Source organism: Pseudohalocynthiibacter aestuariivivens (assembly GCF_018457175.1).
In the GTDB taxonomy this organism is placed as follows: domain Bacteria; phylum Pseudomonadota; class Alphaproteobacteria; order Rhodobacterales; family Rhodobacteraceae; genus Pseudohalocynthiibacter; species Pseudohalocynthiibacter aestuariivivens.
In genome coordinates this window covers 51,563-67,052 of record NZ_JAGFNU010000006.1, presented here as the reverse complement: position 1 = coordinate 67,052, position 15,490 = coordinate 51,563, and the positions used below count along the sequence as shown (strand labels likewise).

The following is a 15,490-nucleotide window of genomic DNA, read 5'->3' as shown; positions in this document are numbered from 1 at the left end:
AAAAGTGTATAATATAACATGTGATACTATAACAAGTCTGGAATCCAAAAAAATGCCCGAAAACCCAGCAGGAGCATTAGCGTTTTGTTCGCACGATCATGCGGTCTGCACGAAGGCGGCGTTGGCCCACGCAGACCATCTGGCTGTGGATAAAGCTTTGCGTCTGACGCCTGTCCGCCGTCGCACGCTTGAGATATTGCTAGAGGCCCACCAGGCCCTAGGAGCTTATGATGTGCTTGAGCGTCTGGCAGAAGATGGTTTCGGCAACCAGCCACCCGTCGCTTACCGCGCGCTTGAGTTTTTAGTGGAACATGGGTTTGCACACCGTATTCGTCGCCTGAATGCCTTTACCGCCTGTATGCATCCCGATCATGCGCACAAGCCGGTGTTCTTTATTTGCAAGTCTTGTGCTGTTGTCGCTGAAACAGCTGGAACAGACGTTCAAATTGCGGTGGAGAAAGCGGCGCAATCTTTTGGATTTCAGGTCGATCGGATGAATTTGGAAGCTGTTGGTCTTTGCCCCACCTGTCAGGAGCAAGCAGAATGAGCCTGATTTCCGCCAAGGATGTGACTGTATGCTATGACGCAGCACCCGTATTAAGCCACGTGAATTTTTCGATTGAGTCAGGTGAAATCGTTACGATTGTCGGGCCAAATGGTTCTGGGAAATCTACATTGCTGCGCACCTTGCTTGGTGTTTTGACCCCCAGCAAAGGGACGGTGACACCGAAACCAGGTCTATCTGTGGGATATGTGCCCCAACGGCTTTCGGTTGATACATCCATGCCAATCACAGTTTCGCGGTTCTTGTCATTGCCTCACAGAAAATTTGTCGCGGACCAATCGCACGCCCTTGAACGCGTCGGCGTTCAAGGACTTGAAACACGTCAGATGGTTGATCTTTCAGGTGGGCAGTTTCAACGGGTACTGCTTGCACGCGCGCTTTTGGCGAAACCGGATATTCTTATTCTGGATGAACCTACCCAGGGGTTGGACCAACCCGGTGTTGCTGCATTTTACAGATTGATTGAAGATGTCCGCAATGAAACGGGTTGTGCTGTTTTGCTGGTCAGTCATGACCTTCACGTTGTTATGAGCGCGTCTGACAGGGTCATCTGTCTGAACGGCCACATTTGTTGTGAAGGGGCGCCCACGGTCGTGTCGGAAACCCCAGAATACCGCGCATTGTTCGGGCTTGGAACGCAAGGTGCGCTCGCGCTTTATCAGCACGCACATGACCATGTGCACGACGGTGATTGCGATCACCATGACCATGCCCATGCCCATGAGGATCACGCCAATGCTTGATGATTTTTTCGCGCGTGCAGCGCTTGCAGGTGTGGGTGTTGCTTTAGCCGCGGGTCCGCTTGGCAGTTTTGTTGTCTGGCGTCGTATGGCCTATTTTGGCGATGCAACATCGCATGCTGCAATTCTGGGCGTGGCCTTGGCGCTTGGGTTTTCAAGTTCTGTTTTTCTGGGAACGCTTGTAGCTGCGCTTGGAATGGCTTTGCTCGTCAATATGCTATCGCACAAGGGCCATTCGATGGACACAGCACTTGGGGTGCTTGCGCATTCGGCTTTGGCGCTGGGTCTGGTCGCAATCAGCTTCATCCAGGGTGCGCGCGTGGATCTGTCTGCTTATCTGTTTGGCGATATACTGGCGGTTTCGCGTCTGGACCTACTAGTGATCTGGAGTGGTGCACTGGTCGTGACCGGCCTGCTTTACTGGCGTTGGTCAGCATTGCTAACGGCAACGCTGAACCGGGATTTGGCGCAGGCCTCTGGGATCAATCCGCGGCGTGAAGAACTTGTTCTAACGCTGGCCTTGGCACTGGTTGTGGCTGTCGCGATCAAGGTTGTTGGTGCACTGCTAATTGCGGCATTGCTTATTATCCCGGCTGCAGCGGCCCGCGGTTTCGCACGCACGCCGGAACATATGGCAATCGGGGCAATTATCTTTGGTGCGGCGTCAGCCCTTGCTGGGCTGGGAATGTCATTGTGGCTCGATACCCCTGCCGGTCCAAGCATCGTGGCGGCAGCGGCTGCGTTTTTCGCCACGTCTTTGGGGCGGCGCAAAGCGTAGTGTGCCTCTATCTTTTACCATAGTAGAGGCCGACCACATGTTCAGCTTCTGCAAAAAACAGCCAACGCGATACCAATGTGCCAAACAGATGAGACAGCACAGCAACCGCTGCAATGGCATGACCGACAGGCAGAAGCAGCAGGAGCACAGGTAAGATCGACATGAACACCAATGCAATAATGCGCAGTTTCAATGCGTGTTTGCGGCCAACAACGAACACGAACTCTTTCAGCAGGTAGTTTGGGCCGCTGTGCGGGGCTTCAAATAGCCTGACTTTGCCGATGGACCCCAAGCCGGTCGCGGTTTCGATGCTATGGCCACGTTCGCCAAAGCGCGTGTCACCCTTGATCCAGGTGATGACCTGCACTGCCCCGACAAGCGCCAGTAACAAGGCAGCAAGTCTGGCTTGCCCGGCGAGAAGCGCGCCACCTGCAATTGAGGTCGACAGAAAGTAAAGCGATGTCAGAGGGTTGTTCCACCGAGGAATGGTTTTCAATTGCCCATAAATCATGGACGTCGCATAGACAGTTGCAACAGAAAGCGCGGCGCCAACCCAGCCGAGTGGTTCTATCTTTTGATCCAAAAAGATCACACAAAAAGCGTAAACTCCCATAACAACAAGCGCACCAACCGCGAGCCACCCTTCGCGCGAAAGCCAGCTTGTGCGCCACTGCGTAAAGGCCTTCATCGCGCGTTGTGGGTTGCCAAGGTGGAATGTGGACGCAAGCAAGCCCCCGACCGCCAAGGCAAAGGCGATCAGGAAGAAAACAAAAGCCACCCAACCGCTTATGTCAGGGACGCCAAGGCCCAAAAAGGTAAGCAGACCAAAGCCAAGGCCGGAAAGAACGGTGAACAGAATAACGGAGGGAGCGGGATGCATCAGAGTTTCTCCAGCGCTTTATCGAGCCAACCAAGGAAACCTTTGGGCTCTGCTGCAACGGGGGTGAGGAGAGGTGCGAGGATGTCGACCTCTTCCCATGTATCCTTTGGGCGGGGTGGCAGGTACTTGTTGACGGGCTTGGTTCCCTGTTCGGGCATCAGATCCATGCCGCCACGGGCTTCAACCAACTGGCTGACCTCGCTGTCAGGATCACCCAGATCGCCAAAGTGTCTCGCGCCCGAAGGGCAGGTTCTGACGCATGCGGGAACCCGGTCTTCTTCGGGTAAGTTATTGTTATATATACGATCCACGCAAAGGGTGCATTTTTTCATCACCCCTTCCACCTGGTCCAGTTCACGCGCGCCGTAGGGGCAGGCCCAGGCGCACAGACCACAGCCAATACAATCGCTTTCGTTTACCAGTACGATACCATCTTCCAAACGCTTGTAGCTCGCCCCGGTGGGGCAGACCGTGACGCAGGGCGCATCTTCGCAATGCAGACAGGATTTCGGGAAATGCACAGTTTGCGCAAACCCTTGCTCTGGCTGAACTTCGTAGGAATGAACCCGGTTCAGGAAGGTTCCCACAGGCTCGGCACCGTAGGCATCCATATCAGACAGCGGCGCACCGTAGTTTTCGGTGTTCCAGCCCTTGCAGGAAACAACACAGGCATGGCAGCCGACACAGGTATCAAGGTCGATGACAAGGCCAAGCTTTTTTTCGGTGTGGGTCGGCAGATCAGTCATGACGACCCTCCGAATTTAAAGTTTTCAATGTTTTGAAACCGGGGGTTTTGCAAAACTTTAAAGGTGCTGAGCAGTGGAACTTGTAAGAATTCAAACTCATTTCCCCACCTTCCACGTCAGATTTTTTGCACCTTTCCCGACCGGTGATTTGATCGGGTCGAAGACGGGCTGTGATTCACTTGGGGCAATGGCCTTTTCAATCTTCACCCTGAGATCAAACCAAGCGGCCTGACCTGTGATCGGATCGGAATTTGACCAGCGCATTCCATCGCCTTTGGGGGGTTGAAGCTCGTGAATCAAATGGTTGAGCAGGAAGCCTTTGGTGGCCTCTGGTGCGTTCTCATCCAGGGCCCAGGTGCCTTTGCGCTTGCCAATCGCGTTCCACGTCCAGATTGTTTTTTCGTTCAGTGCAGCCATAAGTGCGACCGGAACCGTAATTTCACCATGGGCCGAGGTGACACGCGCCCAGTCACCGTCGGCAAAGCCATGCTCTTCCCAAATCTTTGTTGGTACATAAAGCGGGTTCACACCGTGAATCTGACGCAGCCATGCATTCTGCGTTCCCCACGAATGATACATCGCCATCGGGCGCTGGGTCAGCGCGTGGATCGGGAATTTTTCCGTATCAACATTGCTGTCTTCAAACGGTGCATACCAGATTGGCAGCGGGTCCATCGTGTCGATGATGCGTTTGCGTAGATGCTCTGGCGGCTGGCGCTCGCCATGCCCTTCGGCGGCGCGCTGGAATTTGCGCATCGGCTCGACATAAAGCTGGAACAGGTAAGGCTGGGGCGCATCATAGATACCCATGCCAACCGCCCAGTCCTGATAGGCTGTGTTCCACGGTTTATAGTAACTTGCCTCTGTTGGGATATGCTCGACAAAAAAGCCACCGTTTTCAATGTAGCGATCAAGCTGATCGGGGTTTACGGCACCCCGGCCTGACTCAGACCCGTCCCCGCGGAAACCTGCAAGCGGGCCAATGCCCGGGCGGCGTTCGTGGTTCACGATATAATCGGCGTAATCTTTGTATTTGGCAGAGCCATCTTCGTTTACAAAGCCGGGAAGTTTCATGCGGTTTGCAAGGTCGACCAGAACAGATTGGAAGCCGCGTACATCGCGGTCAGGTTCTATCAGCGGCCAGCGGATCGCATCTGCCGCACCGTCCGCCTCGCAGATCGGGCGGTCAAGCAGCGAGATACAATCATGCCGTTCAAGATAGGTGGTGTCCGGCAGAATGAGATCAGCATAGGCCACCATTTCTGAACTGTAAGCGTCCGAATAGATGATGTGCGGAATAACGTAGTCACCGTTTTCATCCGTGTCCGTCAGCATCTGCATGACACCGCCGGTGTTCATCGATGAATTCCAAGACATATTCGCCATATACATGAACAGCGTGTCGATCTTGTATGGGTCCCCTGCATGGGCGTTAGAGATCACCATATGCATCAGGCCATGTGACGACATCGGGTTTTCCCAGGTGAACGCCTTGTCAATGCGCGCCGCTGTGCCGTCTTCTTTAAGAGCAAGATGCTCAGGCCCATGCACAAATCCAAGGTGCGGCCCATCAAGCGGGCAGTCGGGTTTTGAATGGCAATGCGGAGTCGGGTGCGCCTCCACCGGTTTTGGATAGGGCGGTTTGAAGCGGAAGCCGCCGGGCACCTCGACCGTACCAAGAATGATTTGCAGCACGTGCAGCGCGCGACAGGTCTGGAACCCGTTGGAATGCGCTGACACTCCGCGCATAGAATGGAAAGAGACTGGCCGACCCGTCATCTGAGCGTGTTTCTCACCGCGAAAATCTGTCCACGGCCGCTCAAGCACAATGGCCTCGTCAAAGGCGACACGGGCAATTTCAGCCGCGATTTTGCGAATGCGCCCAGCAGGGATGCCGCAACGTTCGGCAACGGCTTCTGGTGCATATTGTTCGTCCAGATAACGCTCGGCCATCAGTTGGAAAACCGTGCGGTTGCCTTCGTGCGTGGCTGCAAGGTCAGGGCGAACGCCGCGCTTGTCAAAGGGCGCCAGTTTGCGGGTTTTACGATCAACGACAAGTTGCTTGCCGTTTTTATCCCGCATCAGAAGCCCGGTTTCAGCATCAATCAGAACCGGGGCATTGGTGTAACGCGACAGGTAGTCGAGGTCGATCTTACCCGCCTTTATCAATTCATGTATGAGCGACAGAATGAACAGACCATCGGTGCCGGGTGTGATGCCGACCCATTCATCAGCAATCGCGTTATAGCCGGACCGGATCGGGTTCACGCCGATGACCTTGGCACCATTGGCCTTGATTTTACCAAGGCCCATTTTGATCGGGTTTGAATCATGGTCTTCGGCAACACCAAACAGCATGAACAGTTTTGTGTGATCCCAGTCAGGCTGACCGAACTCCCAAAACGCACCACCCATCGTGTAGATTCCCGCTGCGGCCATATTGACCGAGCAGAACCCACCGTGTGCCGCGTAGTTTGGGGTGCCAAACCCCTGCGCCCAGAAGGATGTGAAAGATTGCGACTGATCGCGCCCGGTAAAAAAGGCGAGCTTTTCCGGGGCTTCATGGCGGATCGGCTGCAGCCAGCTTGTCGCGAGGCTCAGCGCCTCTTCCCAACTGATTTCTTCGAATTCGCCAGAACCGCGCGGGCCAACCCGCTTTAGGGGTGCGCGCAGGCGCGAGGGTGCATTGACCTGCATAATGCCCGCAGACCCTTTGGCACAAAGCACACCCTTGTTCACAGGGTGATCACGATTGCCTTCGATATAGGCGACCTTGCCGTCCTTAAGATGCACATTAATCCCACAGCGACAGGCACACATGTAACATGTCGTCTTGCGGATTTCGTCAGAAACCTTTGGGGAGGTCTCCAGGGCTGGCTGATTAAAGGACATATGGCTTCCCTGCTGTGTAAATGCTTGAGACACTTAAGCTGAATTCTGTCGTTTGCGCGACTATTATTCTGGTTGTTTTGGACTTTACGAAACGCATGTTCTTTTAAGTCGCCAATCTTAGGATTCCCGTTCCTGCTAATACCATCAACAGGCTTAGGCAAAAAGGGCGGTAATAGGGTTCAAGTCTGGGTGAAAACATCTGTTTTCCAACAGCGACTCCCAGCATGGTTGGAAGACTGAATAAAAGACCAAGGGCAATGGTGGCGCGGTCCATCATGCCGTAGGAGATAAGAAAAACGAGGCTGCTGATAAGCGAGACGGTCAGATACATCACCAAAGAGGCCCGCATTTCGCGTGCGGGCGCCGTGCTTGCCAAAACATAAAGCGCGACAACCATTCCCCCGACAGAGGCAAGGCCACTGACGACACCTGAAATCAGGCCAGCACCGTAAAGACCAGGCAATGTTGCAAGGAAGGCCAGGCGAACGCGCAATATTTGCGTAAAGGCGAGCGTAAGAACGATGCATAGCGCAACCAGTTTTGATGTTTCAACCGGCAGGCTGTGAGTCAGCGAAAGGCCGATCGGGTAACCAAGGATTGATCCAATGACAAGCCCCATGACCACGGTCATATTTGCTTCTTTAATCCCGTTTCGAACCATAAGAATATTAGCAGAAAACTCGAGAAACCAAAGTATCGGGATAAGCTTGACAGGGGGCAGGATAAACAGCGCCGTCGCCATCACCACGGCTGACAAAGCAAACCCTGAAAAGCCACGTACAACACCGGCGACAAATGTGATCAGGCCCAAAAGGACAAGATGCAGCATTGGCAGCCCGGTGATTTCGACCAAAGCATTCATTCGGGGGTTATCCCAGCGCAATGGATTGCGGCAAGCGCTACGGATGCAAGGCGCGCAGCGGGCGGATCAGCACGGCTGGTCAGCAGCAGCGGCACCTTTGCGCCAAGCACCAGACCGGCTGCGCATCCACCAGACAGATACACAAGTGCCTTGAACAGCGTGTTACCCGAAACAATGTCCGGCACAATGACAGCGTCGGCCTGACCTGCGACAGGATCATCGGTCAGTCCTTTTACGGCGACGGAGTCTGGTGACAGGATCAAATCAAGCGCCAATGGTCCGGATACATCGGCATCAGGCACGTTTTGCGCCGCCCATTCAGAAAGTTCACGGCCTTCTACCGCGCTCGGGACAGAGGGGATCGGGGATTCAGTTGCCGAGAGTATCGCTATTTTTGGGCGCGCGGTGCCAAGTTGCTGAAGCAGGGTTGTAACCGCGCGGATCGCGTCTTGCCGGGTTTCAAGGTTTGGCGCCACGTTGACCGCGGCGTCAGAAATCAAAAGCGGGCGTCCACCATCTGGATGCGTGACATGGAAAATATGAACAAGGCGGCGACCTGTACGCAGACCCGCATCGCGGTTGAGGGCCGATTTCATGAAAACGTCAGTGTGAAGCTGGCCTTTCATCAAGACATCAGCCTGTCTATTGCCACATAGTGCGGCAGCAGCTTGGCCAGCTTCTTCCTCGCCTTTTGTTTGGATCAGTTGGTATTGGGAAATATCCCAGTTCAATGCGGCTGCTTCGCGCGAAATATCGGCAGCTTCACCTGTGAAAATCGGGGTCATAAGACCCGCTTTGGTCGCCTCAAACGCGGCTTGCATTGGCAATGGGGATCCGGCGCGGGCAATCACGACACGCGGAGAGGGTAAGGCGGCGGCACGCTCTATCAGATCTGCTGGGCAGGTCGGTTCGCGCGAAGTGAGGAATGGCGAGGTCATCGGTAAATTTCACGGTCAGGCGGCGATGCCGCCGGGAGTACCGGCCCCCGAAAAACAAGTTCCGGGGGCCGATAAGGAGGTTTTTAGAACAATTAAGACTGCGGACGCATATCGTCTGCGCTGATACCGGCAACTTCAACCGGGTTTTTCATTGCGTCGCGACGGAACGGTTCGCCCAGTTCCTGATTTATCATGGCTTCGATCAGTGTGGTGATACCGTTTTTCTGATCCTTGATCGCTTGGTCCAGAGCATCGGTCAGTTCGTCCATCGTACGCGCGACAACACCTTTCAGGCCGCAGGCCTTGGCGATGCCGGCATAAGACACCTGAGTGTCCAGTTCGGTGCCGACGAAGTTGTCATCAAACCACAGTGTCGAATTACGTTTTTCGGCTCCCCACTGGTAGTTGCGGAACACGATCTGGGTCACGGCAGGCCATTCTTTGCGGCCGATCGCGGTCAGCTCGGTTACTGCGATGCCGAAAGCACCGTCACCGGAGAAGCCGACAACGGGAACATCGGGGCAGCCGATTTTCGCACCAACAACCGCCGGCAGGCCATAGCCGCATGGGCCAAATAGACCTGGTGCGAGGTATTTACGGCCTTCTTCAAACGACGGGTAGGCGTTACCGATAGCGCAGTTGTTGCCGATATCGGAAGAGATGATCGCGTCTTTTGGTAGCGCGGCCTGAATCGCTCGCCATGCACGACGTGGGCTGAGCCAGTCGGGCTTGGCAGCACGTGCGCGCTCGTTCCATGTGGTGCCGGGATCGTCCTGCTCGTGATCCATCGAGCTGAGTTCCTGCGCCCAAGCCGATTTAGTTGTGGCGATTTTCGCTTTACGCGCGTCACGCCCTGCATCGCCTGCAGTATCTGACAGTTTTTCCAGCAGTGTTGCCGCAACCTTTTTGGCGTCGCCCACGATGCCAACGGCAACTGGCTTGGTCAGGCCGATACGCTCTGGCTTGACGTCAACCTGAATGATTTTAGCGTTTGTGGGCCAGTAGTCGATTCCATAGCCCGGCAGTGTTGAGAATGGGTTGAGGCGCGTGCCAAGGCACAAAACAACATCAGCCTGATTGATCAGCTGCATACCTGCTTTCGAGCCATTGTAGCCAAGAGGACCCGCATGCAACGGGTGAGAGCCCGGGAAGGCATCATTGTGCTGGTAACCACAGCAGACGGGTGCATCAAGTCTTTCAGCCAGAGCGGCGGACGCCGGAATTGCGTCGGCAAGAATAACGCCGGCGCCGTTCAGGATTACAGGGAACTTGGCATTTGACAGCAATTCAGCGGCCTGATCCAGTGCGGCTTCACCGCCGGCCGGGGTTTCGAATTCGACGATCTGAGGCAGTTCGATGTCAACGACCTGCGTGAAGTAGTCGCGTGGCACGTTGATCTGTGCCGGGGCGCTGTAGCGTTTGGCGTTCAGAATAACGCGGTTCAGAACCTCGGCCATACGGGTAGGGTCGCGGACTTCTTCCTGATAGCATACCATGTCTTCGAACGCGGCCATTTGCTCGACTTCCTGAAAGCCACCTTGACCCATAGTCTTGTTCGCGGCTTGTGGTGTCACGAGCAGTACGGGAGTGTGGTTCCAGTAAGCGGTTTTTACGGCGGTCACAAAGTTGGTGATGCCCGGTCCGTTCTGAGCGATCATCATTGACATCTTGCCGGTGGCACGGGTGTATCCGTCCGCCATCATGCCGCCGGAGCCTTCATGTGCACAATCCCAGAAGGTGATACCGGCTTTGCCAAAGATATCGGAAATCGGCATCATTGCCGAGCCGATGATACCGAAGGCATGTTCGATCCCATGCATCTGGAGGGTTTTTACAAAGGCTTCTTCAGTTGTCATTTTCATGCGGTGTCTCCTCGACGTGGCGGGCTGGGCCAATTTATATGATTTCAGCGCGTAGGCTACTGCTTAGCTTTGCCTTCATGTAGGTCCAGTTTTGGGTGCACTCTATAGCCAGCATTTCCGTTAATGAGACCTTAAGTCTCATTAACGGAAGTTTTTGTCAACGTTGAATTTGCAGCACTCGGTCTTGTACAGTCTTTGCGGGCTCCCTTAGCGGCCCATTTCTTCAGCAAGAATGGCGATGCCCTTGGGAATCTTAGCAAGCGGTATCGAAGAATAGGCAAGACGAAAGTATTCTCGTCCTTCATCGGCCGTTTCAAAAAACGGTGTTCCGGGTTCAATTAAGACGCCCCGTGCCTTGAGGCGGGTTGTCAGATCGTCGACGTCAATGCCAGGCCCGGTCGACATCCAGAACGAAGACCCGCCAAAGCTGGCACGCCCAGCGATGGAAAGGCCATGCTTGCGGATTTCCTGGTCCATCAATTCACGCCGTTCATGAAGCGCATTTCGAATACGGCGCACGAGAGCATCATAGTGTCCATGCGACAGAAAATAGGCGGTGGTACGCTGCGTGTGACCGGGTATATGGCGCAGGACCGAGGATCGGAGCGCGCGGGCTTCCTGAATAAATGGTGCAGAACCGACCAGATACCCCAACCTCAGTCCCGGAAAAAGGGATTTGGAAAAAGAGCCTACATAGATAACGCGACCATCTTCATCCAGAGACTTAAGCGCTGGTGATGCTTTGGTCAGGAACGACATTTCAAACTCATAGTCGTCTTCAACGACCAGAAAATCCCGTTCACGTGCGCGTTCCAGCAATGTCTGCCTGCGTTTAAGCGACATTGTTGTCGAGGTTGGGCACTGATGGCTTGGAGTCGTAAAGACGACGTCCGTTTCGTCTGGCAGCAGGTCGGGTGGAAGACCATCATCGTCAACTGGGATAGGGGCCAGATGACACCGCGCCTGAGTTAAAATTTCTCGCAAACCCGGATAGCAGGGGTTTTCATAAGCTGCGGTACGTCGTTGCGTCAGGAGTATCTGTGCAGCAAGCCAGAGGGCGTTTTGCGCCCCTATAGTGATCAGGATTTCTTCTGGGCGTGCTAATATTCCGCGCCGCGGGAGCGTGTGACGCGCGATAAACTCAACCAGCTTCGGGTCATCCCTTTCGGCATAGTCTGCCGTCAGGCTTGAAAAGTCCTTGCGGCCGAGTGCCTGAAGCGCACAAAGGCGCCAGTTTTGCTGATCAAACAGCGTTGGGTCCGCTTGCCCATAGACAAAGGGATAAGGGAACGCCTCCCAGTCAACCGGTTTCTCAACCAATCGAGCGCCGGAAAACCGCCGTCCAATTGCGCGCGACCAGTCAACGCTGTCTCGGGAATGACCAGCTGAAAACTCCGGTGGTGGAGGCGCACTTTGGGATATGAAGTAACCAGAGCGGCCATGCGACGTCAGGTAGTCGTCAGATATGAGCTCGTTATATGCAAGCGTCACGGTCAGCCGCGACACACCGAGATGTTTGGCCAGCTTCCGCGAAGAGGGCATTTTTTCACCGGGTCGAAAGCGTCCAGACAGAATTCCCTCTGCCACCATTTGTTGAATCTGGCTTTGGAGAGTGCCCTCGAATCGGTTCTCGAGGAAAAATGTTTCTTCAGATATTGCCATGTTGTGTTCTTTAACTGGTCTTATCGCGCAATGTAAACTGGAGATACTGGACTTTACGATGAGGCATTATTCATGTTCAATAGCAGGAGACGCAAGAGCGGTTTCCTGAGTGGAGGTCGCGAACAAAAAAACTTGAAAAATTTTGAAATTGCTTAGACTTAGAGCAGAATTTTTGTCTGCAAAATTTCTGTGAAAGGCTTGGCAGAAACGTCTCAGAATGGAAGGAGCAAGAGAATCGCAATCGAAATTCGGGGCTATTTTGGAATCGGGTTCTGTGGTTCGCTGTGTAATGCTTTGGTCAAAATCAAGACAAAACAAAAAAGTTTTGCTGTTCCAAATCGATAAAATCAAACCGCTGAAGCGGTAAAATAACCGGGAGAAAAGAATGAAACTTAAAACCAAATTTATGAGTGCAGTTGCTGGTGTAGCTATGTTGACGGGTGCTCAGGCAGCATATGCTGCCGACGAAATTACTGTCGCCTACTTCCTGGAATGGCCGATGCCTTTTCAGTTTGCGAAAGTGAATGGCCTTTATGATGAAGCAATGGGCGTCAAGGTAAACTGGGTAGCGTTTGACACCGGAACTGCAATGAGCGCGGCGATGGCGTCGGGCGACGTGGATATCTCTGTCAGCCAGGGCGTTCCGCCCTTCGTAGTTGCGGTATCTGCTGGTCAGGACATCCAGATCGTTGACGTGGCCGTGTCCTATTCTGACAACGACAATTGCGTTGTGGCATCGAGCCTTGAGATCGACGCATCCAGTGCGTCCGAGCTTGCCGGCAAGAAAGTTGCTGTACCTCTTGGTACTGCTGCGCACTATGGCTTCTTGTCTCAGATGAACCACTTTGGCGTTGATGTGGCGTCGTTGGAAGTTGTCGACATGGCGCCTGCTGAAAGTGCCGCTGCATTGTCGCAAGGTTCTATCGATATGGCCTGCGGTTGGGGTGGCGCACTGCGTCGAATGAAAGAAAACGGCAACGTGCTGCTGACAGGAGCCGAAAAGGAAGAACTCGGCATTCTGGTGTTTGACGTGACAACCGCACCAGCAAACTTTGTTGCGGAAGAAGGTGAACTGCTTGCGAAGTTCCTCGCTGTCACCGCAGAGATGAACGAGCGCTGGAATTCTGGCGAAGGCGTTGAAGAAATGTTGCCGGTTATCGCTAAGGACGCTGGTATGGAACTGGAAGATACCCGCGCGACGATCGCTACTTTCACTTTCCCAAGCGTCGAAGACCAGCTGAGCGATAAATGGCTCGGTGGCGGTAGCCAGATCTTCATGAAAGGCGTCGCAGACGTCTTTGTAGGTGCAGGTTCAATCGATTCAGCCCTCGACTCTTATGACGCAACGGTGAATACGGCAGCGCTACAGGCCGCATCTGCGATGTAAACCTTATTAAATGGCGCGCCATCCGGCGCGCCGTTTTTCTATTAGGGACAGCAAAGGGGACGTTAGCGTGACAGGGCTATTAATCGAAAATATCTCAATGCGATTTGACTTGCCGAACGGAACATCGATTCAGGCGTTGAAGGACGTATCACTGAATATCAAAGAAGGCGAGCTGATGTCTGTGCTTGGGCCATCGGGCTGCGGCAAGACAACGCTTTTGAATATCATCGCGGGTTTTCTGGCGCCCACTGAAGGACAAGTTGTTCTGAATGGCCATACAGTGACCGGCCCTGATGCAGAGCGTGGAATGGTCTTTCAGCAAGGTGCGCTGTTTGAATGGATGAGCGTGCGTGAAAACGTTGATTTTGGACCCCGGATGAAAGGGCTGCCCAGATCAGAGCGCAACGAGACCGTTGAACATTTGCTGGAGGTCGTCGGATTGGGCGATTTTAAAGACAAGGCGGTTTACGAATTGTCAGGTGGTATGCAACAGCGTGTTGCGCTGGCGCGATGTCTGGCAAATGACCCTGATGTTATCCTGATGGATGAACCGTTAGGTGCACTTGACGCGCTGACCCGTGAAAAAATGCAAGGCCTTGTTCTGAAACTTTGGAAAGAGACCGGCAAGACCGTGATTCTGATCACCCATTCGGTGGAAGAGGCTATTTTGCTGGGTGAGCGGTTGTTGGTGCTGGCACCACGGCCAGGGCGCATCCATAAGGAATACCAGTTGCCATATGCTGAAATGGGTGTGAACGCAGATTTGCGTGAGGTGAAAAAAGCCAAAGGCTATTCCGAAACGCGAGAAGAAATTCTGTCGATGATCTGGGAAATGGAAGAAGAGATCATGGGCCGGACGGAGGGCGCAGCATGACCATTCTGATTATCTATATCATTTTGTTTGTAGGTGCCTTTTTTCTTGTGAGTACCGCAACAAAAATGATGACCGCCAAGCATGATTTCACCAGTCTGAAGACGGTGACATTCGGCGACGAAAGTGCGGTAAAGCCCAACAGGGCTGCCTCTATCATCTCAGTTCTGTCCATATTTCTGATTTGGGGTGCCTTTACCGGCTCTAAGTTGACACCGATTCATGCGCCGGGTCCTTTTGTTGGGGATGCGACGTTCACCTACACCGCAACGAATGCTGCGGGCGCGACGGATGACGCAACGGTCACCGTTGTTGTTCGCAAAACCGGCAGCGCAGATGAAGAACCCGAAGTAGAACCGGGCGACGGGTTTGCTAAAAATGATGTTGCTTCGGTGGGTGCATGGCGCAGCGGCCTTGTTCAGACAAAGGGAAATGATGAGGGAAGCGGAGAGGACGGCTTTCGCATTACGGCGATTGACGGACAGGCGATTGAGCCGGGCAAGGAAGTTATGGTCGACGCCGGACGGGTCAGTCTGACAGGAAAAGGCACGATCAATTTTGAGCCGAGAAAAGGCTGGCAAATGGAACCGATTTGGCTGCCGTCGCCTGAAGCGGTCTGGTCGCGTCTTGTTGAAATCTCCGGGTCAGGCTATCAGAACTTTACGCTAATCGAACACCTGAGTTCCTCGCTGATGAGGGTGATTGCAGGCTTTGTCCTTGGGTCACTTGTCGGTATCCCGCTGGGATACGCGATGGGGCTCAGCAGTTGGTTCCGTGGCTGGTTTGATCCAATCGTTGAATTCATGCGCCCCGTACCACCACTTGCTCTGATCCCGCTGGTGATCATCTGGTTCGGAATTTGGGAAACCGGGAAGATCGTGTTGCTGTTTCTTGCGGCGCTCTGGATCATGACGATCGCAGCGCGGGCGGGTGTGTCTGGTGTGAATATTACCAAGATTCACGCAGCCTATTCGTTGGGGGCGTCACGTGGTCAGATCATGCGGCACGTGATTGTGCCCAACTCTTTGCCGGAAATCTTTACCGGTGCGCGGGTTGCAATGGGTGTTTGTTGGGGAACAGTTGTGGCAGCAGAACTTGTTGCGGCGCAAAAGGGCGCCGGGATGATGATCATTGCGGCCTCAAAGTTCCAGCTGACCGACATCGTGATCATGGGGATCATCCTGATTGGCGTCATCGGTTACGGCATCGATATCCTGATGCGTAAGGCTGAAAACTATCTGGTGCCATGGAAGGGACGTAGCTAAGCCACGTGGGAGAATAAATCTTACAAAGATTTTTGACAAGGA

13 protein-coding genes are annotated in these 15,490 nt (G+C 53.9%); 6 read left to right on the top strand and 7 right to left on the bottom strand.

From position 1 onward, the window contains the following. The first annotated feature begins 52 nt into the window (after window positions 1-52). The 3 genes from J4E70_RS10570 to J4E70_RS10560 are packed head-to-tail and all read left to right on the top strand — an operon-like array spanning window position 53 to window position 2,083. Window positions 53-547 carry a Fur family transcriptional regulator gene (locus J4E70_RS10570; RefSeq protein WP_213889220.1) on the top strand — a complete coding sequence of 165 codons (495 nt, stop codon included), beginning with the start codon at window positions 53-55 and terminating at the stop codon, window positions 545-547. Then, entirely contained in the window at window positions 544-1,308 is a 765-nt protein-coding gene (locus tag J4E70_RS10565) for a metal ABC transporter ATP-binding protein (RefSeq protein ID WP_213889219.1), read from the top strand. The genes J4E70_RS10570 and J4E70_RS10565 overlap by 4 nt, the downstream gene beginning before the upstream one ends. After that, the gene (locus tag J4E70_RS10560) at window positions 1,301-2,083 is read left to right on the top strand and encodes an iron chelate uptake ABC transporter family permease subunit (RefSeq protein ID WP_213889217.1); all 783 of its coding nucleotides are present in this window, start codon (window positions 1,301-1,303) and stop codon (window positions 2,081-2,083) included. The genes J4E70_RS10565 and J4E70_RS10560 overlap by 8 nt, the downstream gene beginning before the upstream one ends. A gap of 7 nt (window positions 2,084-2,090) precedes the next feature. Here the strand turns inward: J4E70_RS10560 and J4E70_RS10555 are convergent, their stop codons facing one another. From J4E70_RS10555 to pdxR, 7 genes are all read right to left on the bottom strand, one after another. Next, window positions 2,091-2,963 carry a dimethyl sulfoxide reductase anchor subunit family protein gene (locus tag J4E70_RS10555; protein ID WP_213889215.1) on the bottom strand — a complete coding sequence of 291 codons (873 nt, stop codon included), beginning with the start codon at window positions 2,961-2,963 and terminating at the stop codon, window positions 2,091-2,093. After that, window positions 2,963-3,709 carry a 4Fe-4S dicluster domain-containing protein gene (locus J4E70_RS10550; RefSeq protein WP_213889214.1) on the bottom strand — a complete coding sequence of 249 codons (747 nt, stop codon included), beginning with the start codon at window positions 3,707-3,709 and terminating at the stop codon, window positions 2,963-2,965. The genes J4E70_RS10555 and J4E70_RS10550 overlap by 1 nt, the downstream gene beginning before the upstream one ends. A gap of 96 nt (window positions 3,710-3,805) precedes the next feature. Next, window positions 3,806-6,601, bottom strand: a complete 2,796-nt coding sequence (locus J4E70_RS10545; protein ID WP_213889213.1) for a molybdopterin oxidoreductase family protein — start codon at window positions 6,599-6,601, stop codon at window positions 3,806-3,808. Window positions 6,602-6,704: 103 nt separating this feature from the next. After that, on the bottom strand, window positions 6,705-7,463 hold the full coding sequence (locus J4E70_RS10540) for a sulfite exporter TauE/SafE family protein (RefSeq protein WP_213889212.1): 759 nt from the start codon (window positions 7,461-7,463) through the stop codon (window positions 6,705-6,707). Then, window positions 7,460-8,401, bottom strand: coding sequence for a phosphate acyltransferase (locus J4E70_RS10535; RefSeq protein WP_213889208.1), 942 nt, complete (start codon window positions 8,399-8,401; stop codon window positions 7,460-7,462). Before J4E70_RS10535 ends, J4E70_RS10540 begins: the two co-directional genes overlap by 4 nt. 92 nt (window positions 8,402-8,493) lie before the next feature. After that, window positions 8,494-10,263, bottom strand: coding sequence for a sulfoacetaldehyde acetyltransferase (gene xsc / locus J4E70_RS10530; RefSeq protein WP_213889207.1), 1,770 nt, complete (start codon window positions 10,261-10,263; stop codon window positions 8,494-8,496). A gap of 207 nt (window positions 10,264-10,470) precedes the next feature. After that, entirely contained in the window at window positions 10,471-11,925 is a 1,455-nt protein-coding gene (gene pdxR / locus J4E70_RS10525; RefSeq protein WP_213889205.1) for a MocR-like pyridoxine biosynthesis transcription factor PdxR, read from the bottom strand. 385 nt (window positions 11,926-12,310) lie between these two features. Between pdxR and J4E70_RS10520 the strand changes: the two genes are divergently transcribed. The 3 genes from J4E70_RS10520 to J4E70_RS10510 all read left to right on the top strand — a co-directional run bounded on the left by J4E70_RS10520 (window position 12,311) and on the right by J4E70_RS10510 (window position 15,448). After that, window positions 12,311-13,312, top strand: coding sequence for a taurine ABC transporter substrate-binding protein (locus J4E70_RS10520; protein ID WP_213889204.1), 1,002 nt, complete (start codon window positions 12,311-12,313; stop codon window positions 13,310-13,312). A gap of 67 nt (window positions 13,313-13,379) precedes the next feature. After that, the gene (locus J4E70_RS10515) at window positions 13,380-14,186 is read left to right on the top strand and encodes an ABC transporter ATP-binding protein (RefSeq protein ID WP_213889202.1); all 807 of its coding nucleotides are present in this window, start codon (window positions 13,380-13,382) and stop codon (window positions 14,184-14,186) included. Then, the gene (locus J4E70_RS10510; protein ID WP_213889200.1) at window positions 14,183-15,448 is read left to right on the top strand and encodes an ABC transporter permease; all 1,266 of its coding nucleotides are present in this window, start codon (window positions 14,183-14,185) and stop codon (window positions 15,446-15,448) included. Before J4E70_RS10515 ends, J4E70_RS10510 begins: the two co-directional genes overlap by 4 nt. The last annotated feature ends 42 nt before the right edge of the window (window positions 15,449-15,490 follow it).